This window comes from Dechloromonas denitrificans (assembly GCF_020510665.1).
Lineage (GTDB): Bacteria > Pseudomonadota > Gammaproteobacteria > Burkholderiales > Rhodocyclaceae > Azonexus > Azonexus denitrificans_B.
In genome coordinates, this window is record NZ_CP075187.1 from 1,621,703 (window position 1) to 1,647,252 (window position 25,550).

The following is a 25,550-nucleotide window of genomic DNA, read 5'->3' on the forward strand; positions in this document are numbered from 1 at the left end:
GCGGAATGATAGCGCTAATCTTGAGCGGTCTAGGATTTGGCTGCTTCACGACACTTGTGCTTTTGCTCCGGCGTGTCAAGAATGCACTTTGCCGTTTCAAGTTTTGCTTCATCCTTGCGGCCAAGCTTGCTTAACAGTCGTATTTTGTGGGGCGTCCATTCAGGATCATCACCGAAAACCTTCTGTGCCTTTATGACGTAATTCAGCGCGATTTGATGCCGCCCAGCCTGTTCTTCGGAAGTAATAATTTCCTCATAGACTGCTTTTATTGGTTCGGAATTGTTTAAGACATTTCTCAGAGCATCCTGATGGAGTCTATCCTTACCTGCAGCGTGAGCGGTTTTCCAGAGTATCCAGTTAGGTATCGCGTCTTTTGCGGTTGGCGCTTTGACCCCCAGTAAGGCCTCACTGTAAGCCTGCTGAACGTTACCTTCATCGAGACGGTTTCGTGCTTTCAGTGTGTGCCGATAATTGTTTAGTAGTGGGCCGACCGAGCGCATGGCCTTGAGTTTTTTTATTGCACTGGATGAATAGTCCGGGATGGGGGCTTCGGCGTAATGCTTATCGCGATAGTCAGTGATTGCCTCGCGCCGCTTCTCGGTTTCTGGGTGAGTGTTACTTAAATCCTCGATCAATGTGCTAAGAGCTTTTTTTACGGCAAGTTCAGGATTTTGGAGAGCCAATTCCTTTAGTTGGGTTTCAATAGCAGCCCTGGATTTTTGTTGCTTCTCCTCGCTTGTTTTCATGGTTTGCAACATGTCATCCATGCCATCCGGTGTATAACCGGCGCGGATCATCAAATCGACGGCAAGGAGGTCGGCCTCGGTTTCCTGGCGCCGGTTCCAGGAGGGCATGATCAGGTTGTCGACCAAGGCGACTGAAACTTGGGCAGCCAACAGGGCTTTATTGTCTTTTTTGCCAAGCTGCGTCGTCTTGCGAACATCCATTTTCAGGCCGAGCAGCATCTCGTGGCCGCTCTGCAGTTTCTTCTGGATGCTGCCAACGATATTGGTGCTTTGGTGCTTTAGCAGGACATGGCTGAGTTCGTGCGCAATGACGGCAGCCAGGGCATCCTCGGATTCCGTATCCAGCAGCCAGGTAATGGGAATGAAAATGTTGCCATCGGCCGTTGCTTTGGCCCCATGCGTCAGATCAGCTGTCAGTTTTACCTTGCCGGGGACATCGGTGACGCCTGAGACAGCCACAAACCGATTTCGAATGGTGTTCAGGTAGGTTTCGATATCCTTGCTATTGATATAGCCCATGGTGTGATGGCTGCCATTTTGACCACGAGCCAGGTCACGGTCTCCGCCGATGGCCATGATCGAAGCTTCATGTTTGCCAGGGGTGAGTTGGGTGAATATGGGGGCTTTGCTACCGGGGGAATCAAGCAGCGGAATCTCAATTTTTCCTCCGCCATTTCCTGCGCAGCCGAGTAGTGAAACAGCGGCGAGTAGGGGCAGCAAGCGGCGAATCATTTGCATTCCTCACCCAAACCCCGAGTAGCGCCCATCTTGCGCTCACTGCCGGCCAGTTTGACGCCGCACTCTGCACTTGAGGAAATTCGGCGGTCAGTATCGATGGCGAAATTCTTGACCCAGAAAGTCGTGCCATCGCCTGCGATCTGGACGTAGCCGCGCTGTGGTTCGCTACGGACTGTCCAGGCGCCCGGTGTGTATTGTTCACGGAAGACTTCACCAATCTGCGTGCCTTCCGGCGCGTCAAAAATGATGACTTTGGCGCTACGCAACTTGGTGACTTTGACAGACTCACCGGCGTGGGTTGGCGCCGCAACGGCAGTGATCAGGGCGAGGGCGATCAAGTAGGCAATTTTTTGCATGGCTGAGCTTTCGACTGATGGTCTTCAGGTGAATGGAAAATTGAGAAAAAATGGCTGACAACGTAATCCCACCCTACCCATTTTCTGGGTAGTGCGGATTCCTTCCCGTCTTTGCGATTGTCGTAGCGCTGGCGAAGAGTGAAGTAAGTTTCGGCCCGCTTTACGGCAAACTCTTGGGCGTGGCCGACAATTTCAAAAAAAGCGAGAAAGGCCAGAATGTTGCGTGGCCCCAGATTGAGTGTCATGTAGCAAAGAATGGTTGTGCCTAGTGTCAAAAAAGCCAGAATGGCGAAGGCACAGTCACGTTGCAGGCCAATCCGGAAGGCAAGGTAGAGGGCGGCCGCCACCAGGGCTGCAATATCCAGTCCCCCCCAGTGGATCGCACTGAACATGGTGATAAGTCCGATGGCTAATCCCGCCATGTTTTTGCGGGCAGATTCCAGGAACTTGATCAGCGAGTCCGATTCGGAAACTTTTTCTGCAGGAAAGAAAACCAGCAGCCAGGCGGCGGTGAACAGCAGGATGCCATCGATCAGGACAACCCACAGTCCATGGCGTTCGGCGCGCTTGTAATCCTTGCCCAGCGTGAGAAGGTTGTCGTAGGCCATTGCATGCAGGTAAACACCGGGCATTTCGCCGTAGACCGGCGATTCGACGCGATCCCCGGTAAATCGGAAACCGGCGCCGTAGAAAATCGTTTTGCCTTCAAGTGCGGCCTCGATGTCTTTGTCGCCGGCAGAGTTGAGCAAGTGGTTGACGCTCAGTGTGCGATGGTAGGGGCAGAGCAGTTTGTTCGTGCTCGGGTTATCGGAAAGCAGTCCTTTGATCAATTCCCAGTCGGCTTTTTCACGACAGTCCATCCACTTCAGGTTCAGTGGTGCAACGCCTTTGCCCCAGACAATTTCCAGTTTTTCAGAGTCTTTGCTGGCAGGGCCGATACGATCTTCGGCCAGGGCGAATGCTGCGGAGGGAACGAATTTTCCGGATTTTTTATCCGATTCACGACCATTGAAATAGGTCAGGACACCACTTTCGCCTGTCTTGCTATCCATCTCCGGGGTGACCGGAATGACGCAATCGAGTAGTTCGCTGGCAATGTTGAGCGAACCGTCGGGAAGAACCGGGGCGGCCAGGTAGATGTTCGGTTTGCGTTCGGAATTGTGCAGGCTGCATAGTGCCGCAGAAAGCTCGCGGATACTCTTGTCGTCACGGTTGTCCACGAATGCAAAATCGATGAAAACAGCCTTCGGGCCATAGCTGGCCAGGGATTCGATAATTTCAGCGTGAAGCTTGTAAGGGACAGGGTAGTGCGTGCCTAATTCGGCTAGATTCTCTTCGCGGAAGAGTAGAACGCTGATCTCTTTTTGTCCGTCATCTGGGTAGATGTATTTGACCGCCGCATTGATCAATGCCTGCGACCATGGATTGAGGTGGCTGGATAGCCCGTGGAAGACAAAAAAGCCGTAGCCGATCGTGGCTAGCAGCAGTACCCGTACCCAACGGGTGGCCTTGTGATTGACCATGACCGCCGACACTCCCTGAATATTGTTTTTGGTTAGCGCGCGAGCATAAACCAAACAAATATTCAGGGAAATGCGGAATTATCAAATATCCGTAACAAAGTGACGATTTAACCGCTGTTCCGCAAACCTGAAGCAATCCCGTTGATCGACAGGTGGATGCCGCGGGCCAGTCGTTCGTCGGTGTCGCCTGCACGATGGCGCTTGAGCAGTTCGACTTGCAGGTGGTTGAGCGGATCCATGTAGGGCGAGCGCAGTTGCAGTGAACGCTTGAGCATCGGATTCTCAGCCAGAAGGTCGTCCTGTTCGAGAATGGCCAGCAGATGCGTGCGGGTCAGCGCCCATTCAGTTTCGATCCGGCTGAAGATGCGCTGGCGCAAGCCGGCATCGGTAACCAGTTCGGCGTAGCGCGAAGCAATGGCAAGATCGGTTTTGGCCAGCACCATGTCCATGTTCGAGAGCAGGCTCTTGAAGAACGGCCAGGATTTGACCATCCGGCGCAGCGTTGCCAAGCCATCGGAATTGCCCTGCAAATAGCCGTCGACCGCGGAACCGAAACCGTACCAGCCGGGCAGCATCAGGCGGCATTGTGCCCAGCTGAAAACCCAAGGGATGGCCCGCAGGTCTTCGATGCGCTCGGAAGCCTTGCGTGAGGCCGGGCGGCTGCCGATGTTCAGCGAGGCGATTTCGGAAACAACGGTCGATTGGCGGAAATAGGTCGTAAAGCCGGGCGTCTCATAGACCAGACCGCGATAGGCGTTGAAGGCACGGGCCGACAATTCATCCATGACGACATGGAATTGCTGGGCTGGCTCGACCTGGTTTTCATGGTCGGTCAGGCTGGCCTCCAGCGTGGCGGCGAGCAGGACTTCCAGATTGCGGCGGCCGGTGTCCGGGTTGCCGTACTTGGTCGAGATGACTTCGCCCTGTTCGGTCAGGCGAATCTGGCCGGAAACAGCACCGGCCGGCTGGGCCAGGATGGCGTGGTAGGTCGGGCCGCCGCCGCGACCAACCGAGCCGCCGCGACCGTGGAACAGGCGCAGACGGACCTGGTGCCGGGCAAAGACCTGGGCCAGTTCGATTTCGGCTTTGTAGAGTTCCCAACCCGAGGTCAGGAAGCCGCCATCCTTGTTGGAGTCGGAGTAGCCGAGCATGACTTCGTGCTCGTCGCCCCGACCGGCGATCAGGGCGCGGTAGGCTGGAATGTCGAAAACGCCGGCCATCGTCGCCGCGCTCTTTTGCAAGTCTTCGATGGTTTCAAACAGCGGGATGATATTCACATCCAGGCGCGGCGTCGCGCCGGGCAGCAGCAGGCCGGATTCCTTGAGCAGCAGCGCCAGTTCCAGCAGGTCGGAAACGCCGTCGGTTTTCGAGATGATGCAGTTCGGCAATGCGGCCGTACCGTAGCGCTGGCGCAGTTCGTGCGCGGCAAAGAAGATGGCCAGCTCGCCCTGTGTTTCTTCCGAATAATTCAGGTAGGGCGAATACAGCGGACGCGGCGTGGCGATTTCTTCGACCAGCAGCTTGATGCGGTCGACCTCGGCCAGGGCCTCATAATCGGCGCAGCGACCGGCACCGGCGAGCAGTTCGGCGACGCTGCGGGCGTGAACTTCGGAGTTCTGGCGCAGGTCGATCGGCGCCAGGTGGAAACCGAAAACCTGGACAGCACGCAGCAAGCGGCGCAGGCGACCACCGGCCAGTTGGGCACTGCCATTCAGCTTGAGCGAATTGGCCAGTACCTTGAGATCGGCGCGCAGGGCTTCCGGGGTTTCGTAGGCCGGAGCCTGTCCGATTTCATGGCGCACCGGCTCGACCTGATCGAGGCTGCGGGCCGTTGCGGCGAGGCGGGCGTAAATGCCGGAGAGGGCGCGGCGATACGGTTCGTCGGCGCGCTGCGGCGAATGGTCGGTCGAGTGCTCGGCCAGTGCCACGAGTTCCGGTGTGACCTTGATCAGCAGGTCGGAGAGCGGCAGTTCGCCGCCCAGCTCATGAACTTCTTCGAGATAGTGATTGAGTGCCGCGGCCGATTGCAGGCGCAGGGCTTCACGCAGGATTTCGGCGGTGACGAAGGGATTGCCGTCGCGATCGCCGCCGATCCAGCTGCCGACACGGAAGAAGGGCGGCAGGGCCCAGATTTTCTCCGGGTAGCGTTTCTGCAGTTGCTGCGTCGCCTGAATGTACAGGCGCGGCAACTCGGTGAAGAAGGTTTCCTTGAAATAGGTGACGCCGTTGCGCACTTCGTCGAGCACCTTGAGGCGGACCGGGCGCAGCATGCGCGATTGCCATAGGGTCAATACGGCATTGGCCAGCCCGAGATCGTTCTCGGCCTCCTCTTCCGGCGTCATCTGCAGGCGTTCACGCTGATCAAGCAGGCGGGCGATGTCGCGGTGATTGCGAATCAAACTCTGGCGCTGGACTTCGGTTGGATGCGCGGTAAGCACCGGGGCAACCAGTGCGTGGGCGAAGAAATCGGCAATCGCTTCGGGCGAAACTTTCGCGGTCGACAGTGCGTCGAGGGCAAAAATCAGGCTGCCTTCGCGGGGTGGAGAACCGGCCAGGTCATGAGCCCGGCGACGACGGATGTGATGCTCGTCTTCGGCGATGTTGGCCAGTTGCAAAAAATAGCTGAAGGCGCGAACGACGGACTGGGTCGTGTCGCGCGGCAGCGGATCAAGCAGGGCAGCCAGTTCGTCGCGTGCAGCGGGGTCGCCGTTGCGGGCGAAGCGAACGGCCGTCTGGCGGACGCGCTCCACTATTTCAAAGACGGAGTCACCTTCCTGTGTGCGGACCGTATCGCCGAGTACCCGGCCGAGCAGCCGGATGTCGGTCCGCAGAGGTTCGTCCTTGGAGAAGTTGTCTTGGTCGTTGTGGCGTGCGTCCTGGGGCATTAGTGTTTCCTGACGAGAAGTACAGAGGCGTCGGCGATCTTGGCCAGTTGTTCGGCAACCGAGCCGAGAATAAGGGTGGCCAGGCCGCGTTGACCGTGGCGACCAATGACGATCAGGTCGACATTGAGTTCCTTGGCTTTTTCGGAAATGGTTTCGGAGACGCGGCGGTTGCGTGCTTCGAGAATCAGCGCCTCGGCATTGACGCCTTCGGCCTGGGCCATGGCCTTGTCGAGCAGGGTACGTCCGGCCTGGATGATGTTGGCAACGGCGCCTTCAAGGTTGACGACATTGGTCAGCGCGTGGCCGTGCATATTGAGCATCGTTTCATCGGCCACGTGGCTGATGTAGAGCTTGGCATTGCTGGTGCGGGCAATGTGCAGGGCTTCGGCCAGGGCACTGCGCGAGGTTTCGCTGTCGTCAATGGCGACCAGAATGGTTTTGTACATGGCAGTTCTCCAGTTAAGTTTTTGCTTGGCGCATACCTTAGCAAAAGAAAAGCCGGCCGCCAGTTAGGGAAATCCTCAACATGCGGCCTGGATTGGTTCGCAGGGGCTATTTGAGTGCTGCAATGAAACGCTGGCGGGCGCTTTCCAGTTCCGGGAGCGCAGCACGGTCAACCAAGGGGCTGCAGCGTTGGTAGAAATGGTCGAAAGCCGCCAGAACGGTTTTTTTGTCAAGTTTCCCACGGGCTGCGGCAGTGCTTGCCGGTGTGGCGGTGTCGAGTGGTTTGAGCACGGCATAGCGCGGAATGATTCGCTGGCCGCCATTCTCGGATGCTGCGGTCAACGGGCCGGTTTTGACGAAAACCTGGCCGTCGTATTCGAACCGGGAGCCTGTCGCGATATCGTGCAGTTTCATGTTTGTAAGTTCAGGAGCGCTGGGCTGGAAATGGTAGCAGTTTGCCCGGAAGTGGATTCTTTGCTTGCCAAAAAAACGATACTGTACAAAAATACAGCCAATGGATTTTACGGGATCAGGCCATGAAACTTACGCCGCGGCAGCAGGAAATTCTCGATTTCATCAAAAACACGCTTGAGGTTCTTGGCGCACCGCCAACCCGCATGGAGATTTCGACCGCCTTTGGCTTTGCTTCACCTAATGCGGCTGAAGATCACCTCAAGGCGCTGGCCAAAAAAGGGGCTATTACACTGGAGCCAGGCTCGGCTCGCGGCATTCGCCTGATCGAACAACTGGGTTTGCCGCTGATCGGCAGTGTTGCTGCCGGCTCTCCAATCCTTGCTGTCGAGAATGTTCAAGGTCGCTATGCACTCGATGCCCAGCTATTCAGCCCGCGGGCTGATTTTCTGCTCAAGGTGCGTGGCTTGTCGATGATCGACGCCGGGATTTTCGACGGCGACCTGATCGCCGTGCACAAAACGAATCAGGCGCGCGATGGCCAGATTGTCGTTGCCCGTCTCGATGAAGAGGTTACCGTCAAGCGGTTGCAGCGCAAGAACGGCGTGATTGAACTGATCGCAGAAAACCCCGATTACCAGCCAATCATCGTGAATCCCGAAGAAATCGACTTCGCCATCGAAGGCATTGCAGTCGGCTTGATTCGCGGAGCCATCAGCACCCTGTCCTGAACAGGTGGCAGCCGGCCCCGCGTCGTGTTTTGACCGGGGTCAGGCTGCAGTCGAGCCGCGCAATTGAATCAGCTCAACCAGCGTATTGACCGAGCGCAGATAGTGTCGGGTTTTTTCATCCCCGGCTTCAATCACAATGCCGTACTTTTTCTTCAGGCCAAGGACGAGTTCAAGTGCATCGATCGAGTCGAGGCCCAGGCCGTCATCGCCAAAAAGCGAAGTGTCATCCCCGATATCGTCAACAGAGATGTCTTCGAGATTCATCGCTTCAATGATGAATTGCTTGAGTTCAAGGTGCAGGTTGGTCATGGTTCAGTTCAGTTTTTTGCGAAGTTGATGGCCTGAAAAGCCCAGGCGCGCTTCGTTATCTTGATAAATCAGGCGCAGCGTATCGCCGCGCCCACTCCCCAGGCCGGCAGTGACGGCCTCATTTTCGGATACCGGCTGGAAACCGATCCGCAACAGCAAGTCTGGTTTTTCGGCGAAACGTACTTCGCCAACCAGCAAGCCGTTTTCTTCTTTCAGTTCAATGCGTTCGGGGGTGGGGCCGTCGATTTTCTCGACGATCTCGTATTGCCCGATGCGCTGCAGGAACTGTTCCGGAATGATGCCGGGCTTGAGCTTTTCACCAAACATCATTGATTCGCCGCCAAGGCGTCCGACAACGATCTGGCGGCCATCGATGGTCGTCATCGAAACGCGGATATCTTCGAACGCACCGACGCTGACCGGCATGATGCCGAAGAGCTTGTATTTTAGGCTGAACAGTCCATCCTCATGGGCGATCAGGCGAAAACGATGGCCAACCACGTCGACGTCGATGCTGCCGGAGTCTGTCGAAATCTTGCTCAGGCCGACCAGGGTGTCGAAGTAGCCGTTGAATTGACGCAATTCTTCCGGAGTCGGTTCGCGTTCTTTGGTTTTAGCCGTTTTGGCCGGCTCCTGATGGATGCCTGTTTTGGCTTCGAGCATCAGGCGGAGGGCTTCGGCCGAGATTTTGGAGACGGCAAGGTGGGCGCTGGCGGAGTTCGAGAGGACGACAACGCCCAGTTTGTGCTCCGGCAGGATCGCCATCATGCTGTGCGAGTCGGGCAGCGAGCCACCGTGGCTGGCCACCGGGCCGCCACCGGGGACTTCGATGCCGTGCATCATCCAGCCGAGTCCGACGTAGGAATTGAAGGCGAGGGGAAAGCTGGCATTCTGGATGCGCACCATTTCATGGGCGGATCGGGCAGAGAGAATGTTTTTGCCGCCATAGTGCCCGTCGGCAAACTGCATCTTGAGGAAGTGACCGAGGTCGATCACGTTGCTCAGCAGGTTGGCCGCCGGCATGTCGCGCAAAGAGAAAACTTCGATTTCTTTATTGTTTTCGTATGCTTTCGCGACTGCACGCGATGCAAAACGACTCTGATTCATCTCCATCGGCTTGAAGAAATGTTCAGTCATGTAGCTTTCGAAGGGTTCGCCGCTGACTTTCTGGACGGTTGCTCCGAGGAGCGCCATGCCGACGTTGGAGTAAGAAAAAACGTAGTTTGGCGGAAAAGTCAGGTGCTCTTCGCGCAGTCCTTCGACGACTGTTTCGAAGTGGCCGGGATTGCGGACGAACATGCCGCGCAGGAAGTTGGAGGGCAGGCCGGAGTGATGCGTCATGATGTTGCGGGGCGTGACCGGACCGGCTTTGGCGAAGCGGGTCTTGATGGCGAAATCAGGCAAGGCAGCCACCAGAGGCTGGTCGATGTCGAGCTTGTCTTGCTCGGCCAGTTGCATGGTTGCTGCCGCGGTAAAGACCTTGGCGATCGAGCCGGCGCGGTACACGGTTTCCGGTGTGGCAGGAATCTTGTTTTCCAGGTCGGCGTATCCATAGCCTTTTTGCCAGATCACTCTTTGATCGTCGACCAGTGCAATGCTCAGGCCAGTGATGTCGTTATCCGACATTTCGCGGTCGACCAGCCAATCCAGGTATTTTTCGACATATCGGTAATCTCCACGGGCACTGCCTCCGGAAACCGGTGGCGGAGTGGCGCAGGCACCCAGGAGGAGCAGGGCGCAGGCGGCGGAAATGATTCGATGGCAGAACATGGGGACTTTCGGCGAGATGGGCAGGCACAGCAAGGCGCGATTATAAGTCAGATGAATCGGCCGCCTTTCGGCAAAATAGCTGACAAATTCAGTCGAGTATTTTAAAATTCACCCTTGGAAAAAAAGGGAGATTCAGCTTCATGTTCCGGCAGTTGAGTGAGGATATCCGTGCGGTTTTCGACCGTGACCCGGCAGCCCGTTCGTTCTGGGAAGTGCTCACCTGTTATCCCGGCATCCACGCCCTGATCCTGCACCGTGTCGCGCATTGGCTGTGGGCCCATCGTCTGCGCTGGCTGGCTCGCTTCACCGCACATCTTTCCCGCTTTTTTACCGGCATCGAAATTCATCCCGGTGCGACCATCGGTCGCCGTTTCTTCATCGATCACGGGATGGGCGTTGTGATCGGTGAAACTGCGCTGATCGGTGACGATGTCACGCTTTATCACGGTGTTACGCTGGGCGGTACGTCCTGGAACAAGGGCAAGCGTCATCCGACGCTGGAAAATGGCGTCGTGATCGGAGCTGGAGCCAAGGTGCTTGGGCCGATCACGATTTCGGCAGGCGCCAAGGTCGGGTCGAATGCCGTCGTGACCAAGCCTTTGCCGGCCGGTGCGACTGCGGTCGGCAATCCGGCACGGATTCTCGATCATTCCGAACAGAGCAAACAGCGCGAAGAGCAGGCCGAAAAGATGGGTTTCTCGGCCTACGCTGTCGGGCGTGATCAGGATGATCCCCTGGCCAAGGCCATTCATGGCCTGCTGGATCACGCTGCCGAGACCGATCGGCGTCTCGCTTCGCTGCTCAAGGAGCTTGAACAGCAAGGCGTGAAGTGTGATCAGGAGGTGCAGTTGGCTGATTCTTTCGATGCCCAGTATCTGAGCAAAATAGTTGACTGATTTTGTCGGCTTTCTGTATAGTTGACCGTAATACTAGGTTATAGGCAGGAGATATCATGCGACTTACCACCAAAGGGCGATTTGCTGTAACGGCCATGATCGATCTGGCGCTGCGTTGTGATGAAGGCCCGGTGACTTTGGCCAGCATTAGCGAGCGCCAGAAGATTTCTCTCTCTTATCTTGAGCAACTGTTTGGCAAGTTGCGCCGCTACAAGCTGGTCGACAGCGTGCGCGGTCCGGGTGGTGGCTATTGTGTCGCCCGTCCGATTGCCCAGGTTGCGGTGGCCGATATCATTCGTGCAGTCGACGAGCAGCTTGATGCAACGCAATGCGGTGGTCGTGAGAATTGTCACGATGAGCACCGCTGCATGACGCATGATCTGTGGTCTACGCTCAATGCAAAAATGTACGAATATCTCTCGTCGGTAACGCTGGCCGAACTGGTTGAAAAACAAAAGGCCAAGCTTGCTGGCGCAGGGCAAGTCGTGATGGAAGACAAGCGTCGTCTCGGGCCGCAGCCTCGCGCCCGGGGTGTTCGGGAAAAGGCCGGCGCTCTGGTCTGATCGTCATGTTTCAACCTGTCTACCTCGATCACAATGCCACGACGCCGCTTGATCCTGCGGCGCTGGCGGCCATGCTGCCATGGCTCGAACAGTGCTGCGGCAATGCCTCCAGCCGGCATGAGTACGGTCGGGCGGCGCGCAGTGCGATCGATCAGGCGCGTCAGCAGGTTGCCGCGGCAGTCAATGCGCACCCGACCGAAATCGTGTTTACCAGTGGTGGCAGCGAGGCCAACAACCTTTTCATCAAAGGTGCTGCGGCATCGTTGAAGCCCGGTCTGATTGCCATTGGCGCAACCGAGCACCCCTGTGTGACCCGTCCGGCGGCGCAGTTGCTGCGGCAGGGGTGGGATCTTCGGTCTGTCGCGGTCGACGCCAAAGGTCGTATCGATTTGCCGGGCTTCCAAGCACTGGTTGCGCAGCGTCCGCGTCTGGTTTCAATCATGACGGCCAATAATGAAACCGGCGTCATTCAGGATATGAATCTTCTGTTGCAGGTGGCAAAGGCTGCTGGCAGCTGGTTTCATAGCGATGCAGTGCAGGCTTTCGGTAAAATGGCGCTTGATTTTCGGACCCTGAATGCTACAGGGCTGCATGCAATGACCCTGTCGGCACACAAAATCAACGGTCCCAAAGGGGCCGCTGCGTTGGTGGTCGATAAACGTGTTGAATTGCAGGCGCAAATTGCTGGTGGTGGCCACGAGCGAGGCTTGCGGTCAGGCACTGAAAATGTGCCGGCAATCGTCGGATTTGGCATTGCTGCGGAACTTGCGGCGCAACGCGTTGCCGAATTGCCGCACCGCATGCGTGTCTTGCAGCAAAATATGGAAACTGGCTTGGTGGCGTTGGGTGCGCGGATTTTTGCGGTCGACGCCGAAAGACTGCCAAATACGAGTTATTTTGCCTTGCCGGATATCGACGGTGAAACGCTGGTCGGCAAGCTGGATCGTGCCGGATTTGCCGTCGCCAGCGGAGCGGCCTGTTCGAGTGCCAATTCTGAGCCGTCGCATGTTTTGCAGGCCATGGGTGTGGCGCCGGAAGTGGCACGCGGTGCAGTACGAGTCAGTCTTGGTGCGAGCAATACCGAGGCTGATGTGGAACAGTTCATTAACGCCTTGCGGGTTACAGTCGGACGCCTGCAGGGACTGACGGCAATTGCCGTTTGAATAACCCGACTTAGCGAGAATAAAGATGAAACTCCCCATCTATCTGGATTACTCGGCAACGACGCCGGTCGACCCGCGTGTCGCGGCCAAAATGATTCCGTTCCTCTGCGAGGATTTCGGCAATCCGGCTTCGCGTTCGCACAGCTTTGGCTGGGTTGCAGATGCAGCCGTCGAAGAAGCACGCGAGCAGGTCGCGACGCTGGTCAATGCCGATCCGAAGGAAATCGTCTGGACCTCCGGCGCCACCGAGTCCAACAATCTCGCCATCAAGGGTGCTGCCAATTTCTACGCCGGCACCAAGGGCAAGCACATCATCACCGTCAAGACCGAGCACAAGGCTGTGCTCGACACGGTGCGCGAACTGGAACGCCAGGGCTTCGAAGCCACTTACCTTGACGTCAAGGAAGACGGCCTGCTTGATCTGGAGGTTTTCAAGGCGGCGATTCGCCCCGATACCGTGTTGGCTTCGGTGATGTTCGTCAACAACGAAGTCGGCGTCATCCAGCCGATCGCCGAACTCGGCGAAATCTGCCGCGAGAAGGGCGTCATCTTCCACGTCGATGCAGCCCAGGCTACCGGCAAGGTCGAGATCGACCTGAGCAAGCTCAAGGTTGATCTGATGAGCTTCTCGGCCCACAAGACCTACGGCCCGAAGGGGATTGGTGCGTTGTACGTGCGTCGCAAGCCGCGTATCCGTCTTGAAGCCCAGATGCACGGCGGTGGCCATGAGCGCGGTTTCCGCTCCGGCACGCTGGCCACGCACCAGATCGTCGGCATGGGCGAAAGCTTCCGTCTGGCCAAGGAAGAAATGGCCGAAGAAAATGCCCGCGTCGGCGCCTTGCGCGACCGCCTGCTCAATGGCCTGAAGGACATGGAGCACACCTACATCAATGGCGACATGACCCAGCGCGTCGCTCATAATCTGAATATCAGCTTTGCTTATGTCGAAGGCGAGTCGATGATCATGGCGATCAAGGACTTGGCCGTTTCTTCCGGTTCGGCCTGCACCTCGGCCAGCCTGGAACCTTCCTACGTGCTGCGCGCCCTTGGTCGCAACGACGAACTGGCCCACAGTTCGATTCGTTTCAGCATTGGTCGCTTCACGACGGAAGAGGAAATTGACTATGCAATCAATCTGTTGAAAGCCAAAGTTGGCAAGTTACGTGAACTTTCCCCGTTGTGGGAAATGGTTCAGGACGGCATCGATCTGGACACCGTCCAGTGGGCCGCGCACTAAGGAGAATACACATGAGCTATAGCGTAAAAGTCATCGATCACTATGAAAACCCCCGTAACGTCGGCTCCTTCGGCAAGGAAGACGATGGCGTCGGCACCGGCATGGTCGGCGCACCGGCTTGCGGCGACGTGATGAAGCTGCAGATCAAGGTGAACAAGTCCGGCGTGATTGAAGATGCCAAGTTCAAGACCTACGGCTGCGGTTCGGCCATCGCTTCGTCTTCGCTGGTGACCGAATGGGTCAAGGGCAAGACGGTCGACCAGGCATTGGCGATCAAAAACACCGAAATTGCTGAAGAACTGGCCCTGCCGCCGGTTAAAATCCACTGTTCGATTCTCGCCGAGGACGCCATCAAGGCAGCCGTGGCGGATTACAAGAAAAAGCACGGAGAATAAGCATGGGTGTCACCTTGAGCGACAAGGCGGCCAAGCACGTCGCCAACTACCTGACCAAGCGCGGCAAAGGTGTCGGCCTGCGCCTCGGCGTACGGACCAGCGGCTGTTCCGGCATGGCCTACAAGCTGGAATTTGTCGACGAGGTGAGTCCCGAGGATCTGGTTTTTGAGAGTAACGGCGTCAAGGTGTTTGTCGACGCCAAGAGCATGCCGTATCTCGAAGGCATGGAGCTCGACTTTGCCCGTGAAGGCCTGAACGAAGGGTTCAAGTTCAATAACCCGAACGTCAAGGATCAGTGCGGCTGCGGCGAATCCTTCAACGTCTGATGGATTTCAATTCAGACCACTTTGCCCTGTTCAATCTGCCGCGTCAGTTCAAGATCGATGCGGCAGACCTTGATTCGCGCTATCGCGATGTCCAGGTCCAGGTTCATCCGGACCGTTTCGCGAGTAGTGGCGAGGCTGATAAGCGCCTGTCGATGCAATGGGCGACGCGGGCCAACGAGGCTTACCAGACGCTGAAGAAACCGCTCGAACGGGCGAAATACCTGCTGCATCTGGCCGGTCACGATATTCAGGCCGAAACCAATACCGCGATGGCGCCCGAGTTCCTGATGGAACAGATGGAGTGGCGCGAGGCGGTGATGGATGCCCGTCAGGGTGGCGATCACCACGAACTCGAGCATCTGCACAACCGCCTGCGCGGAGATATCAACAGCCGCTACGACGATCTGGGGCAAAAGCTCGATGCTGCGGTCGACTATGCCGAAGCGGTTGATATGGTTCGCCGGCTGATGTTCCTGGAAAAATTGCTGTACGAAATCGACGACGCACTGGCGTCGCTGGAAGACTAGAAAATGGCCTTGTTTCAAATTGCCGAACCGGGTGAGTCGGCTGCACCGCATGAGCACAAACTCGCCATCGGGATCGATCTCGGGACAACCAACTCACTGGTGGCTACCGTACGCAGCGGCATCTCGATCTGCCTGAGCGATGAGCAGGGGCGTCCGCTACTGCCGTCCGTCGTGCGCTACCACGCTGACAACAGCACCGAAGTTGGTTACGACGCGCAGACCAAGCAGGCGGTTGATCCGCGTAACACCATTGTTTCGGTCAAGCGTTTCATGGGCCGTGGCCTGAAGGATATCTCCCACGTCGAGTCGATGCCTTACGACTTCGTCGAAGCGCCGGGTATGGTCAAGGTGCGGACGATCGCCGGTATAAAGAGCCCGGTCGAAGTCTCGGCGGATATTCTGAAAGCCCTGAAAATCCGGGCGGAAACGGCCCTGGCCGGTGAATTGGTCGGTGCCGTGATTACCGTGCCGGCCTATTTCGACGACGCCCAGCGCCAGGCCACCAAGGATGCCGCCCGTCTGGCCGGCCTCAATGTGCTGCGCCTGCTCAACGAACCGACCGCTGCCGCCATCGCCTATGGGCTCGATAACGGCGCGGAAGGCGTTTACGCGGTCTACGACCTGGGTGGCGGTACTTTCGATATTTCTATTCTGAAACTGACCAAGGGTGTTTTCGAGGTCATGGCGACGGGTGGCGACTCGGCGCTCGGCGGCGATGACTTTGATCACCGCATTTTCTGTTGGGTGATCGAGCAGGCGAAACTGCAGCCGCTTTCGCCGGAAGACGGCCGCCTGTTGATGATGCGCTGCCGCGAAGCCAAGGAATTCCTGACCAATAACCCGGAAGCGCCGATCACGGCTCGCTTATCCACCGGCGAAATGGTCGATATAAAGCTCGATGTCGCGACCTTCGCGGCCATTACCCAGACGCTGATTTCGAAAACGCTGCAGCCGGTCAAGAAGGCCCTGCGCGATGCCGGCCTGCGGGCCGAGGACATCAAGGGTGTCGTCATGGTTGGCGGCGCAACGCGCATGCCGCAAATCCAGAAGGCTGTCGGCGATTTCTTCCGCCAGGAGCCGCTGACCAACCTCGATCCGGACAAGGTTGTTGCGCTCGGCGCCGCAACCCAGGCCAACCTGCTGGTCGGTAACAAGACCGGCAAGGACGACTGGCTGCTGCTTGATGTGATTCCACTGTCGCTCGGCCTGGAAATGATGGGCGGCTTGACCGAGAAGGTCATTCCGCGCAATTCGACCATCCCGACCGCCCGCGCCCAGGAGTTCACCACCTTCAAGGATGGCCAGACGGCGATGGCGATCCACGTCGTGCAAGGCGAGCGTGAACTGGTCTCCGACTGCCGTTCGCTGGCGCGCTTCGAACTGCGCGGCATTCCGCCGATGGTTGCCGGTGCGGCACGCATCCGCGTTACTTTTCAGGTCGATGCGGATGGTCTGCTGTCGGTCAGCGCACGTGAGCAAACGACAGGCGTGGAAGCAAACGTCACCGTCAAACCATCCTACGGCTTGTCCGATGATGAAATCGCCGGCATGCTCAAGGATTCGATGGAACACGCCAAGGATGACGCGATCAACCGCGCCCTCAAGGAAGCCATTGTCGAAGCCCAGCGCATGATCGAGGCGACCGAAGCGGCGCTGAAGGAAGATCCACACCTGCTTGATGCGGCCGAAACAGCCAAGATCAATGACACCATTGCCAAGCTGGCCGAGACGATGAAGGGCGATAACCGCCGCCTGATCAATATCGCCATGGATGATCTTGGCTACGAAACACAGGCCTTTGCCCATCGCCGGATGGATCAAAGTATCAAGAAAGTGCTGTCTGGTCGCAAGGTCGACGACATCAAAATGGGAGAAGACGCATGACTCAACTGATCGTTCTGCCGCACCTCGAAAACTGCCCGGACGGTGCTGTCATCGAGGCGGAAGAGGGCAAGTCGATTTGCGAAAACCTGCTGGCTAATGGCGTCGAGCTCGACCATGCCTGCGAAATGTCCTGTGCCTGCACGACCTGCCACGTCATCGTACGCGAAGGTTTCAATACGCTCGAAGCTGCTGAGGATGCCGAAGAAGACCTGCTCGACAAGGCCTGGGGCCTGGAGCCGAATTCCCGCCTGGGTTGCCAGGCCATCGTTGGCAAGACACCGCTGGTTGTCGAGATTCCGCGATATAGCCTGAACATGGCGAAAGAGGGGCACCGCAAATGAAATGGACCGACATCAACGATATCGCCATCGAACTGAGCGAAGCGCATCCGGATAAGGATCCGCTCAAGCTCAACTTTGTCGACCTGCGCAACTGGGTGATGGCCTTGCCCGGCTTTGACGATGAACCCAATCGTTCGGGCGAGAAAATCCTTGAAGCCATCCAGCAAGCCTGGATCGACGAGGTTTCGTAAAATTCATGCTGGCCGGAACTGACCCAAAACAGCCTGCACGTTTTGAGTCAGCACCGGAAAGCTGCGGTCTACCTCGACCGAGGCACAAAAATGAATGCACTTGAAGCGGCCGGAGTGATCCGGCCGTTTTCTTGTTTACAATGTTCGAAGCAGCCTTGATGGCCGTCTGCGTACGGCCTGCTGTATTCCGCGCGTCACTGACGCTACTGTAAATCCGGGCATCTCCGTGTCCGGATGGCTTATAAAATGGAGAGACATTCATGACCTTCAACCGCCGCCAGTTTCTGGCCGCCGGTTCGGTGCTGGGCGCGACAACTGCCATGGCCCAGCCGACCAGTCCGTTGCCCTTCCTGATCACCATGCAGTCCGACCCGCTGTTGCCGAAAGCCAATGGCAAGCGAGTCGTTGTTTGCGGTGGTGGCTGGGGCGGGATCAGCGCCGCCAAACATCTGAAGAAACTCGATCCGACGCTCGACGTTGTTGTTCTTGAGCGCAATCCGGTTTTCTTTTCCTGCCCGATGAGCAACAAGTGGCTGGTCGATGTGGTTGATACCAACTTCCTGACGTTCAGCTACCTCAAGGTCGCGCAGAAATACGACTACAAATTCATCCAGACCGAAGTGACCGCCTTCGAGCGAGACAAGAAGCGGGTCATCACCGCCCAGGGCTGGATCGATTATGACTACCTGATCGTCGGTGCCGGCATCCGCTACAACTACGAAGCCTGGTTCGGCAATGACCGCAAGGCTGCGGAATACACCCGGGCGCATTTTCCGGCGGCCTACATTCCGAATGCCGAACATTTCCAGCTCAAGCAGAGCATCCAGAATTTCAAGGGTGGCGACTTGGTGATGACGCTGCCGCCCCCGCCGCATCGTTGTCCGCCGTCACCGTACGAGCGCGCCTGTCTGATCGCCGGCCTGATCAAGGAACGCGGCATCAAGGGCAAGGTCATCATCCTCGACCCGAAAGACAGCCCGCGCCCGATTACCGGTGGTTTCCAGGAGGCTTTCGATAATCTGTACAAGGATCAGATCGTCTATGTGCCCAAGGCCGTGATCAAGGAAGTCGACCCGTTCAACAAGAAGATCAAGACCTCGGCCGGCGATTTTAACTTCGACCACAGCATCCTGATGGCGCCGCACCAGGCGGGCGACATGGCCTGGAAGGCCGGGCTGATCGGCAAGAATGCCGAAGGCAAGCCGACTGGCTGGGCCGGTGTCGATCCCTTCTTCCTGAACATGAAGGATGACCCGGATGTGTACGTGATCGGCGATGCGGTTGGTGTCGTCTCGCCACAGTTTAATTTTTATCCGAAGGCCGGCCACGTCGCCAACGCCCATGCCAAGATCGTTGCCAAATACATCAGCGAACGCGTCAAGGGCCGTGAGCCGAAGTACGCCTTGCCTGATAATCTGTGTTTCATGATGGTCAATACGGCACCGCGCGAAGATGTGGCTGTGCGCTTCAAGTACTACGTCAACGACAAGGGCATTATCATCCAGGATCAGGACGACGATAATCTGCGGCGCGATGAACTGGTGACCGAAGACTTTGCCTGGGCTGGCCGGATGTACGAGGACATGTTCGGCTGATCTGTCGCAGCAAGAGCGTTCGTCGCCGCATGCGGCGGACGCTTGTGGCACACGCCGGATTGTCTGGCATGCTTGCCCGCCGTAGCGGGCTCACCGAAGGAGAAAGAATCAGATGGACGCGATGACCTGGCAGGCCTGGTTTGACGGGGCGACGAAACACGCCAATCCGGGAATACGGGGTATTGGTGCCATTCTGAAGGGGCCTGCCGGCGAGCTTGTCGAAATTGCCCAGGAAATCGGTCACGGCACGAACAACGAGGCCGAATACTGCGCGCTGATGGCTGTGCTTGATGCTGCTGCAGATGCCGGCGTCAAAAGCCTTGTCGTCTATGGCGATAGTCAGCTGGTCATCAAGCAGGTCAGCGGCGAGTGGTTGATCAATTCCGAGAGCCTGGTGCCGCTCTGCAAAACCGTGCTCAAGCTGAAAGCACAGATTCCCGAGGTGCATTTGCGCTGGATTCCGAGGGAGCAGAATATCGAGGCTGATGCGCTCTCGAAGCGTGCGATCGGTGTGGTCGCGGCCGTGCCGCTTGATCGGACGGTGTGGATGAAGATTACCGAGATCGGTAAACCCTTCGGTTTGTCCGGCGTGGCCTTGGGCAAACGCATGGATGCAGCCAAATTGCGCGAAGGTGGCAAGCCGACGCAACTAGCGCTGGACAAAGGGTGTGCCCTGAGGGTGGAGAACAACTTTGGGCACGAGGATTTCTGGCACCGCAAACTGCTTCCTGCAGCGCTCAGGGAAGCCATGCTGCTCGATTGATCGGCCTGACTGACGCGCTTGGCGGTCAGCCAGGGCTGATCGTGACTTAGTCGAACAGGTTGAGCAGGGAGTTCAGGCCACCAAAATTGATCGCGACGTCAGCTTTGGCACGTGTTGCCGGCTTGGCGTGGAAGGCGACCGATAGTCCGGCCTGGGCCATCATCATCAAATCGTTGGCGCCATCGCCGCAGGCAATGACCTGTTCCTTTTTGAGGCCCAGTTCATCGGTCAGGCGAGCGAGATGATGCGCCTTGGCTGCAGCATCGACGATGTCGCCGACAACCCGGCCGGTCAGCTTGCCGCCGGAAATTTCCAGTTCGTTCGAGGTGGCGAAGTCAAAGCCGAGTTCAATGCGCAAACGCTCGGTAAAGTAGGTGAAACCGCCCGAGAGGATGGCCGTGCGCAGGCCGGCATTCTGCGCAGCTTCGAGTAGCTCGCGCGCACCGTCGGAGAGCAGCAGGCGTTCGCCATAAACACGCGCCAGAACACGGGCATCCAGACCGGCCATCAGCGACAAGCGGCGGCGCAGGCTTTCGCGGTAATCGATTTCGCCGCGCATGGCTGCTTCGGTAACGGCTGAAACCTCTTCCTTCTTGCCGGCGAAGTCAGCCAGTTCGTCGATGCATTCGATCGTGATCAGCGTTGAATCCATATCGAAACAGATCAGGCCGAAGTCCGAAAATTTTTTGCCGGCTTCAATGAAGGCCCAGTCGAGCTTCTCGGCTTCGATCAAGGGAATCAGCGCATCGAACTCGGGCGTCCGCTGCGCACCCCTGATGCGGACGACCTGCGGCGGCAACGGTTCCACGGTCGACGTGCCGGTGGCCGCCAAAATGCGTTCAAGCAGGAAAGTCGGAAGGGCGCCGCCCTGGATAATCAGATTCATCGGTGCAGACTCAGGCAATACGTTCCGGCAACACATCGCGCAGCATTACGGCTGCATCGCGAATCATTTTTTCGGTCGCTTCCCAGCCGACGCAACCGTCGGTGACGGAGCAGCCGTACTTGAGTTGCGACAGGTCGGCCGGGATAGCCTGGTTGCCGGCTTCGAGGTTGGATTCGATCATCACGCCGAGCAGCGACTTGTTGCCATTGCGAATCTGGCTGACCACGTCGGCCATGACCAGCGGTTGCAGTTCCGGCTTCTTGGAACTGTTGGCGTGCGAGCAGTCGACCACGATATTCGCTGGCAGCTTGGCCTTGGCCATCGCCTGTTCGGCAACGGCAACGGAAACGGTGTCGTAGTTCGGCTTGCCGTCGCCGCCGCGCAGCACGACGTGTCCGTAGGCGTTGCCCTTGGTGCGCACGATGGCAACGCGGCCTTCGCTGTTCAGACCAAGGAAGGAATGCGGGTTGGAGGCCGAGAGAATGGCGTTGGTCGCCACGGTCAGGTCGCCGCTGGTCGCATTCTTGAAACCGACCGGGGTGGAGAGGCCGGAGGACATTTCGCGGTGCGTCTGAGATTCGGTGGTGCGTGCGCCGATCGCGGTCCAGGCGATCAGGTCGCCGTAGTATTGCGGGCCGTACGGGTCGAGCGCCTCGGTGCCGGCCGGCAGGCCGAGTTCATTGACGTCGAGCAGGAACTGACGCGCCTTTTCCATGCCGACATTGACCTGGAAGGAGTCGTCCATGAAGGGGTCGTTGATGTAACCCTTCCAGCCGACGGTGGTGCGCGGTTTTTCGAAATAGACGCGCATGATGATCTGCAGCGTGTCGCCGACTTCATCGGCCAGCTTTTTCAGGCGGCGGGCGTAATCCAGGCCGGCCACCGGGTCATGGATAGAGCACGGACCAACGACAACGAACAGGCGATGATCCTTCCGGTCGATGATCTTGCGCAGCAGGTTGCGGCCCTGCGTGACCGTCTTGGCCGCCTTGGCGCTGAGTGGCAGGCGGGCCTGGATGTCGGCCGGCGTCGGCATGGTGTCGAAGGCGGCTACGTTTACGTTGTCGATGTCTGGAGTCGTCATAATCTAGTTTGTCAGCTGTCGAATCATGTCTTTCACTGCGGCGACCTTGTCGGTGAGCGTCGGGCAGTGGCGTAAAAGGGAAATTTTATCCTGTCCGGCCAGCTTATAGCTGCGGTTTTTCTGAATCAAATTAATGATCTTGATCGGTTCGATAGGCGGATTTTTCGAGAATTCCGGGCTGAACTGCAGCGTGATCTGGTCGCTGGTCGCATCCAGCTTCTGGATGAGCAGCGGCTTGACCAGCAAACGCAGGCGGTGCGTGGCGAGCAGCGACTGGGTCTGGAGCGGCATTTCACCGAAACGGTCGATCAACTCTTCCTGCAGGATGTCGATTTCGTCGTCGGCCTCGCAATTGGCCAGGCGCTTGTAGAGCGTCAGGCGCTCATGGACGTCCGGGCAGTAGCCATCGGGCAGCAGGGCCGGCGTGCGCAGGTTGATTTCGCTGCCGATTCCGAGCGGCTGGGTCAGGTCGACCGCGTCAATCGTCTTGCCCTGCTTCAAATGGGCGACGGCGCGGTTGAGCATTTCGCTGAACATGGTGAAGCCGACTTCCTGCATCTCGCCTGACTGATTGTCGCCGAGCACTTCGCCGGCGCCGCGGATTTCGAGGTCGTGCATCGCCAGGAAAAAGCCGGAACCGAGTTCCTCCATCGCCTGAATCGCTTCAAGGCGCAGCTTGGCCTGCTTGGTCAGCGCTTTTTCATCCTGCACCAGCATGTAGGCGTAAGCCTGGTGATGCGAGCGACCAACCCGGCCGCGCAACTGGTGCAACTGGGCGAGGCCGAATTTTTCCGAGCGGTTGATCAGGATAGTGTTGGCGTGCGGATTGTCGATCCCGGTTTCGATAATCGTCGTACACAGCAGCACGTTGGCCCGCTGGCCGGTGAAGTCGCGCATGACACGTTCCAGTTCGCGCTCGTTCATCTGGCCGTGGCCGATCACGATGCGCGCCTCGGGAACCAGCTTGGCCAGCTTTTCCTGCATGTTCTCGATTGTGTCGACTTCGTTGTGCAGGAAGTACACCTGGCCGCCGCGCTTTAGTTCGCGCAGCACCGCTTCGCGGATGATGCCGTCGGAGAACTTGCTGACGAAGGTCTTGATCGCCAGGCGCTTCTGCGGCGCAGTGGCAATGACCGAGAAATCGCGCAGACCTTCCATCGACATCGCCAAGGTACGCGGGATCGGTGTTGCGGTCAGGGTCAGGACATCGACCTCGGCGCGCATCGATTTCAGCGTTTCCTTCTGGCGTACGCCGAAACGGTGTTCCTCGTCGATGATCACCAGGCCGAGGCGGTTGAATTTGACATCCTTGCTGATCAGCTTGTGCGTGCCGATGATGATGTCGATCTTGCCTTCTGCCAGATCGTTGAGTGCTTGCGTTGTTTCCTTGGCGGTCTTGAAGCGCGAAATTTCGGCGATTTTGACTGGCCAGTCGGCGAAGCGGTCAGCGAAGGTCTGGTAATGCTGTTCGCAGAGCAGGGTGGTCGGGCACAGCACGGCCACCTGCTTGCCGCCGGCCACGGCACAGAAGGCGGCACGCAGCGCAACTTCGGTCTTGCCGAAACCGACGTCGCCGCAGACCAGCCGGTCCATCGGCTTGCCGGAGCGCATGTCATCGATCACGGCGGCAATTGCGCTGGCCTGGTCGTGCGTTTCCTCAAAACCAAAACCGTCGGCGAAGGCTTCGTAATCGTTTTCTTCGAAGGCAAAAGCATGACCTTGGCGCGCCGCACGGGCGGCGTAGAGCGCGAGCAGTTCGGCGGCAGTGTCGCGCGCCTGCTCGGCGGCACGGCGCTTGGCCTTTTCCCACTGGCCGGAACCTAGCGTGTGCAGCGGCGCGCTTTCCGGATCGGCGCCGGAGTAGCGCGAGATGACGTGAAGCTGGGCGACCGGCACGAAAAGCTTGGCTTCGTTGGCGTAATGCAGTTCGAGGAATTCCTGCTCGCCGAGACCGAGATCCATCCGCACCAGGCCGCGATAGCGCCCGATGCCATGACTTTCGTGGACCACCGGATCGCCGACCTTGAGTTCGGTCAGGTCCTTCAGCCAGTTATCGAAACTAGCCTTCTTGGCGGCTTCGCGTCGGGTGCGGCGCGGCGAACCGGCAAACAGTTCGGTTTCGGTGATGAACGCCAGTGTGTCGAGGGCAAAACCGGTTTGCAGCGGCCCAATGCCGAGGGCCAACTTGGCGTCGCCCGCCAGGAAAGCGGCGAGATCGGCTGAGGCTGCCGGTCTGAGGTCGTGCTCGGCGAACATCGCGGCCAGTGTTTCGCGCCGGCCGGCGGTTTCGGCGACGAGCAGCACGCGTCCCTTGAAACTGGCCAGATGGTTCTTGAGCGCGCCAATTGGATCGTCGCTGCGGCGGTCGACCGCAACATTGGGCCGTTTTCCGGCGTCGGCATTTTTGCCGTCCAGCGCCAGTCGACCGTAGGATTTGGCGGCGGTGAAAAAGGCTTCGTCGCTCAGGAACAATTCTTCGGGCGGAACCAGCGGGCGCGATTTGTCGCCCTGCAGCAGGTTGTAGCGCGAACGGGTGTCGTTCCAGAACGCAGCAATCGCCGCCGGTGCGTCGCCGTGGGTGACGAACAGCGCGTCTTTCGGCAGGTAATCGAAGATCGTCGCCGTTTCGTCAAAAAACAGCGGCAGGTAATACTCGATGCCGGCGCTGGCAATGCCGGTGGAGATATCCTTGTAAATGCCGGACTTGGCCGGATCGCCTTCGAATTTCTCGCGGAATGCCTGACGGAAATGGGTGCGGCCCTTGTCGTCCATCGGAAACTCACGGGCTGGCAAGAGGCGAACTTCGGCCACCGGATAGACCGTGCGTTGCGTGTCGACATCGAAAGTTTTGATGCTTTCGATCTCATCGTCGAAGAGATCGAGCCGGTAAGGCAGTTGCGAACCCATCGGGAAAAGGTCGATCAGCCCGCCGCGAATCGAGTATTCGCCCGGCGAGACGACTTGCGTCACATGAGCGTAGCCGGCCAGCGTGACCTGGCCGCGGAATTTCTCGGCGTCCAGTTTCTGGCCCTTGCTGAACTCGAAGGTGTAGGCCGCCATGAATTCCGGCGGTGCAAGGCGGTTGACCGCGGTAGAGGCGGGGACCAGCAGGATATCGACTTCGCCCTGCAAGGCCGCCCACAAGGTGGCCAGGCGTTCGGACACGAGATCCTGATGCGGCGAGAAGTGGTCGTAGGGCAGCGTTTCCCAGTCAGGCAGCAGGCGAACCTTCAGGCTGGATGAAAACCATGGAATCTCCTCCAGCAGACGTTGTGCATCGGCCGCACTGGCCGTGACAACCGCCAGTGTTTGGCCCTTGCTCCGGGTAGCCAGTTCAGCCAGGGCGAGGGCATCCGATGAGCCGGAAAGGGCCGGCAGGTCAATGCGGGCGCCGGGCTTGGGCAGGGCGGGGAGGGAAAGCAGGGGTTTGTTGGCAGACACGGTGGCGCAGGCGCAGCGTTGCGGGGCTGGAATTATAGCCGCTTCGGAACAGGCTGTTTTTTTGCACACCATTAAAGAATAAATGCATATGCAATGGTGCTATCATCCGCCGCTGATTTTGACTTTCCGGATGGTGCTTCATGTCTATCGTCGATGAAAAAAGGCGGGGTCTGGATCGTCGTCGGCACAGCAAAAAGATTCCGCATGACTTCAAGGAGCGGCGGCAAAGCGAGCGACGCCAGACGACGATCAGCGAAATTTCGTTCAGGGAATGGGCATCGCATTTTGCTCGCTACCAGCAAGGAAACCCGATGGAAGGATTTGAGTAATGAAAAGGGCGGGCGG

The 25,550-nt window shown here is 58.1% G+C and carries 25 protein-coding genes; 14 read left to right on the forward strand and 11 right to left on the reverse strand.

Annotated elements, in window-relative coordinates; all coding sequences use genetic code 11:
- Nucleotides 1–29 precede the first annotated feature (29 nt).
- From KI614_RS07515 to KI614_RS07540, 6 genes are all read right to left on the reverse strand, one after another.
- Nucleotides 30–1,478 (reverse strand): M48 family metallopeptidase, encoded by a 1,449-nt coding sequence (locus KI614_RS07515; protein ID WP_226408998.1) that lies wholly within the window; start codon nucleotides 1,476–1,478, stop codon nucleotides 30–32.
- Complete coding sequence (locus tag KI614_RS07520; protein ID WP_226409000.1) at nucleotides 1,475–1,840, reverse strand: hypothetical protein; 366 nt, start codon at nucleotides 1,838–1,840, stop codon at nucleotides 1,475–1,477. The genes KI614_RS07515 and KI614_RS07520 overlap by 4 nt, the downstream gene beginning before the upstream one ends.
- Nucleotides 1,819–3,363, reverse strand: a complete 1,545-nt coding sequence (locus KI614_RS07525) for a CHASE2 domain-containing protein (protein WP_226409002.1) — start codon at nucleotides 3,361–3,363, stop codon at nucleotides 1,819–1,821. Before KI614_RS07525 ends, KI614_RS07520 begins: the two co-directional genes overlap by 22 nt.
- Nucleotides 3,364–3,470: 107 nt before the next feature.
- Nucleotides 3,471–6,248 (reverse strand): phosphoenolpyruvate carboxylase, encoded by a 2,778-nt coding sequence (ppc, locus tag KI614_RS07530; RefSeq protein ID WP_226409004.1) that lies wholly within the window; start codon nucleotides 6,246–6,248, stop codon nucleotides 3,471–3,473.
- Nucleotides 6,248–6,694, reverse strand: a complete 447-nt coding sequence (locus tag KI614_RS07535; RefSeq protein ID WP_226409006.1) for a universal stress protein — start codon at nucleotides 6,692–6,694, stop codon at nucleotides 6,248–6,250. The genes ppc and KI614_RS07535 overlap by 1 nt, the downstream gene beginning before the upstream one ends.
- Nucleotides 6,695–6,800: 106 nt before the next feature.
- Nucleotides 6,801–7,106, reverse strand: a complete 306-nt coding sequence (locus KI614_RS07540) for a hypothetical protein (RefSeq protein ID WP_226409008.1) — start codon at nucleotides 7,104–7,106, stop codon at nucleotides 6,801–6,803.
- A gap of 122 nt (nucleotides 7,107–7,228) precedes the next feature.
- On the opposite strand from KI614_RS07540, the gene lexA reads away from it, so the two are divergent.
- A complete protein-coding gene (gene lexA / locus KI614_RS07545; RefSeq protein ID WP_203466483.1) occupies nucleotides 7,229–7,834 on the forward strand; it encodes a transcriptional repressor LexA in 606 nt (201 codons plus the stop codon).
- A gap of 39 nt (nucleotides 7,835–7,873) precedes the next feature.
- On the opposite strand, the gene KI614_RS07550 is transcribed toward lexA, so the two are convergent.
- Nucleotides 7,874–8,143: a phosphopantetheine-binding protein gene (locus tag KI614_RS07550; RefSeq protein WP_226409010.1), complete on the reverse strand. Its 270-nt coding sequence runs from the start codon at nucleotides 8,141–8,143 to the stop codon at nucleotides 7,874–7,876.
- 3 nt (nucleotides 8,144–8,146) lie between these two features.
- Nucleotides 8,147–9,913 carry a serine hydrolase domain-containing protein gene (locus tag KI614_RS07555; RefSeq protein ID WP_226409013.1) on the reverse strand — a complete coding sequence of 589 codons (1,767 nt, stop codon included), beginning with the start codon at nucleotides 9,911–9,913 and terminating at the stop codon, nucleotides 8,147–8,149.
- 140 nt (nucleotides 9,914–10,053) lie between these two features.
- Here KI614_RS07555 and cysE point away from each other — a divergent pair, with 140 nt between their 5' ends.
- The 12 genes from cysE (at nucleotide 10,054) to KI614_RS07615 (ending at nucleotide 19,794) form a co-directional block, all read left to right on the forward strand.
- Nucleotides 10,054–10,809, forward strand: a complete 756-nt coding sequence (gene cysE / locus KI614_RS07560; protein ID WP_226409015.1) for a serine O-acetyltransferase — start codon at nucleotides 10,054–10,056, stop codon at nucleotides 10,807–10,809.
- A gap of 56 nt (nucleotides 10,810–10,865) precedes the next feature.
- On the forward strand, nucleotides 10,866–11,372 hold the full coding sequence (gene iscR, locus KI614_RS07565; RefSeq protein ID WP_226409017.1) for a Fe-S cluster assembly transcriptional regulator IscR: 507 nt from the start codon (nucleotides 10,866–10,868) through the stop codon (nucleotides 11,370–11,372).
- A 5-nt stretch (nucleotides 11,373–11,377) separates the two neighbouring features.
- Nucleotides 11,378–12,535 (forward strand): cysteine desulfurase family protein, encoded by a 1,158-nt coding sequence (locus tag KI614_RS07570; RefSeq protein ID WP_226409019.1) that lies wholly within the window; start codon nucleotides 11,378–11,380, stop codon nucleotides 12,533–12,535.
- Nucleotides 12,536–12,560: 25 nt separating this feature from the next.
- Complete coding sequence (locus KI614_RS07575; RefSeq protein ID WP_226409021.1) at nucleotides 12,561–13,772, forward strand: IscS subfamily cysteine desulfurase; 1,212 nt, start codon at nucleotides 12,561–12,563, stop codon at nucleotides 13,770–13,772.
- A gap of 11 nt (nucleotides 13,773–13,783) precedes the next feature.
- Entirely contained in the window at nucleotides 13,784–14,167 is a 384-nt protein-coding gene (gene iscU, locus KI614_RS07580) for a Fe-S cluster assembly scaffold IscU (protein ID WP_153149973.1), read from the forward strand.
- Nucleotides 14,168–14,169: 2 nt separating this feature from the next.
- A complete protein-coding gene (gene iscA / locus KI614_RS07585) occupies nucleotides 14,170–14,493 on the forward strand; it encodes an iron-sulfur cluster assembly protein IscA (protein ID WP_226409023.1) in 324 nt (107 codons plus the stop codon).
- A complete protein-coding gene (gene hscB / locus KI614_RS07590; protein WP_226409025.1) occupies nucleotides 14,493–15,020 on the forward strand; it encodes a Fe-S protein assembly co-chaperone HscB in 528 nt (175 codons plus the stop codon). Before iscA ends, hscB begins: the two co-directional genes overlap by 1 nt.
- Nucleotides 15,021–15,023: 3 nt before the next feature.
- Nucleotides 15,024–16,904: a Fe-S protein assembly chaperone HscA gene (gene hscA / locus KI614_RS07595; RefSeq protein ID WP_226409027.1), complete on the forward strand. Its 1,881-nt coding sequence runs from the start codon at nucleotides 15,024–15,026 to the stop codon at nucleotides 16,902–16,904.
- A complete protein-coding gene (gene fdx / locus KI614_RS07600; RefSeq protein ID WP_203466493.1) occupies nucleotides 16,901–17,245 on the forward strand; it encodes an ISC system 2Fe-2S type ferredoxin in 345 nt (114 codons plus the stop codon). The genes hscA and fdx overlap by 4 nt, the downstream gene beginning before the upstream one ends.
- On the forward strand, nucleotides 17,242–17,436 hold the full coding sequence (gene iscX, locus KI614_RS07605) for a Fe-S cluster assembly protein IscX (protein ID WP_203466494.1): 195 nt from the start codon (nucleotides 17,242–17,244) through the stop codon (nucleotides 17,434–17,436). The genes fdx and iscX overlap by 4 nt, the downstream gene beginning before the upstream one ends.
- A gap of 260 nt (nucleotides 17,437–17,696) precedes the next feature.
- A complete protein-coding gene (locus KI614_RS07610; protein ID WP_226409029.1) occupies nucleotides 17,697–19,031 on the forward strand; it encodes an FAD-dependent oxidoreductase in 1,335 nt (444 codons plus the stop codon).
- A 112-nt stretch (nucleotides 19,032–19,143) separates the two neighbouring features.
- Nucleotides 19,144–19,794 (forward strand): ribonuclease HI family protein, encoded by a 651-nt coding sequence (locus KI614_RS07615; RefSeq protein ID WP_226409032.1) that lies wholly within the window; start codon nucleotides 19,144–19,146, stop codon nucleotides 19,792–19,794.
- 46 nt (nucleotides 19,795–19,840) lie between these two features.
- On the opposite strand, the gene serB is transcribed toward KI614_RS07615, so the two are convergent.
- Genes serB through mfd form a run of 3 tightly spaced genes read right to left on the reverse strand, consistent with a single transcriptional unit; the run spans nucleotide 19,841 to nucleotide 25,205 of the window.
- On the reverse strand, nucleotides 19,841–20,680 hold the full coding sequence (gene serB, locus KI614_RS07620) for a phosphoserine phosphatase SerB (protein ID WP_226409034.1): 840 nt from the start codon (nucleotides 20,678–20,680) through the stop codon (nucleotides 19,841–19,843).
- 10 nt (nucleotides 20,681–20,690) lie between these two features.
- Nucleotides 20,691–21,764, reverse strand: coding sequence for a 3-deoxy-7-phosphoheptulonate synthase (locus tag KI614_RS07625; RefSeq protein WP_226409036.1), 1,074 nt, complete (start codon nucleotides 21,762–21,764; stop codon nucleotides 20,691–20,693).
- A gap of 3 nt (nucleotides 21,765–21,767) precedes the next feature.
- Complete coding sequence (gene mfd, locus KI614_RS07630) at nucleotides 21,768–25,205, reverse strand: transcription-repair coupling factor (protein WP_226409038.1); 3,438 nt, start codon at nucleotides 25,203–25,205, stop codon at nucleotides 21,768–21,770.
- Between the two features lie 140 nt (nucleotides 25,206–25,345).
- Between mfd and KI614_RS07635 the strand changes: the two genes are divergently transcribed.
- Nucleotides 25,346–25,534: a hypothetical protein gene (locus tag KI614_RS07635; protein ID WP_226409040.1), complete on the forward strand. Its 189-nt coding sequence runs from the start codon at nucleotides 25,346–25,348 to the stop codon at nucleotides 25,532–25,534.
- Nucleotides 25,535–25,550: the final 16 nt, after the last annotated feature.

Bases quoted from the DNA above. Each gene is read 5' to 3' on its own strand.
- iscR (WP_226409017.1), top strand. From the start codon at position 10,866: ATGCGACTTACCACCAAAGGGCGATTTGCTGTAACGGCCATGATCGAT.
- KI614_RS07515 (WP_226408998.1), bottom strand. From the start codon at position 1,478: ATGATTCGCCGCTTGCTGCCCCTACTCGCCGCTGTTTCACTACTCGGC.
- KI614_RS07525 (WP_226409002.1), bottom strand. From the start codon at position 3,363: ATGGTCAATCACAAGGCCACCCGTTGGGTACGGGTACTGCTGCTAGCC.
- KI614_RS07540 (WP_226409008.1), bottom strand. From the start codon at position 7,106: ATGAAACTGCACGATATCGCGACAGGCTCCCGGTTCGAATACGACGGC.
- ppc (WP_226409004.1), bottom strand. From the start codon at position 6,248: ATGCCCCAGGACGCACGCCACAACGACCAAGACAACTTCTCCAAGGAC.
- hscA (WP_226409027.1), top strand. From the start codon at position 15,024: ATGGCCTTGTTTCAAATTGCCGAACCGGGTGAGTCGGCTGCACCGCAT.
- KI614_RS07625 (WP_226409036.1), bottom strand. From the start codon at position 21,764: ATGACGACTCCAGACATCGACAACGTAAACGTAGCCGCCTTCGACACC.
- iscU (WP_153149973.1), top strand. From the start codon at position 13,784: ATGAGCTATAGCGTAAAAGTCATCGATCACTATGAAAACCCCCGTAAC.
- KI614_RS07535 (WP_226409006.1), bottom strand. From the start codon at position 6,694: ATGTACAAAACCATTCTGGTCGCCATTGACGACAGCGAAACCTCGCGC.
- cysE (WP_226409015.1), top strand. From the start codon at position 10,054: ATGTTCCGGCAGTTGAGTGAGGATATCCGTGCGGTTTTCGACCGTGAC.
- lexA (WP_203466483.1), top strand. From the start codon at position 7,229: ATGAAACTTACGCCGCGGCAGCAGGAAATTCTCGATTTCATCAAAAAC.
- KI614_RS07555 (WP_226409013.1), bottom strand. From the start codon at position 9,913: ATGTTCTGCCATCGAATCATTTCCGCCGCCTGCGCCCTGCTCCTCCTG.
- KI614_RS07635 (WP_226409040.1), top strand. From the start codon at position 25,346: ATGTCTATCGTCGATGAAAAAAGGCGGGGTCTGGATCGTCGTCGGCAC.
- KI614_RS07550 (WP_226409010.1), bottom strand. From the start codon at position 8,143: ATGACCAACCTGCACCTTGAACTCAAGCAATTCATCATTGAAGCGATG.
- hscB (WP_226409025.1), top strand. From the start codon at position 14,493: ATGGATTTCAATTCAGACCACTTTGCCCTGTTCAATCTGCCGCGTCAG.
- KI614_RS07575 (WP_226409021.1), top strand. From the start codon at position 12,561: ATGAAACTCCCCATCTATCTGGATTACTCGGCAACGACGCCGGTCGAC.
- KI614_RS07570 (WP_226409019.1), top strand. From the start codon at position 11,378: ATGTTTCAACCTGTCTACCTCGATCACAATGCCACGACGCCGCTTGAT.
- serB (WP_226409034.1), bottom strand. From the start codon at position 20,680: ATGAATCTGATTATCCAGGGCGGCGCCCTTCCGACTTTCCTGCTTGAA.
- iscA (WP_226409023.1), top strand. From the start codon at position 14,170: ATGGGTGTCACCTTGAGCGACAAGGCGGCCAAGCACGTCGCCAACTAC.
- iscX (WP_203466494.1), top strand. From the start codon at position 17,242: ATGAAATGGACCGACATCAACGATATCGCCATCGAACTGAGCGAAGCG.
- fdx (WP_203466493.1), top strand. From the start codon at position 16,901: ATGACTCAACTGATCGTTCTGCCGCACCTCGAAAACTGCCCGGACGGT.
- KI614_RS07610 (WP_226409029.1), top strand. From the start codon at position 17,697: ATGACCTTCAACCGCCGCCAGTTTCTGGCCGCCGGTTCGGTGCTGGGC.
- KI614_RS07615 (WP_226409032.1), top strand. From the start codon at position 19,144: ATGGACGCGATGACCTGGCAGGCCTGGTTTGACGGGGCGACGAAACAC.
- KI614_RS07520 (WP_226409000.1), bottom strand. From the start codon at position 1,840: ATGCAAAAAATTGCCTACTTGATCGCCCTCGCCCTGATCACTGCCGTT.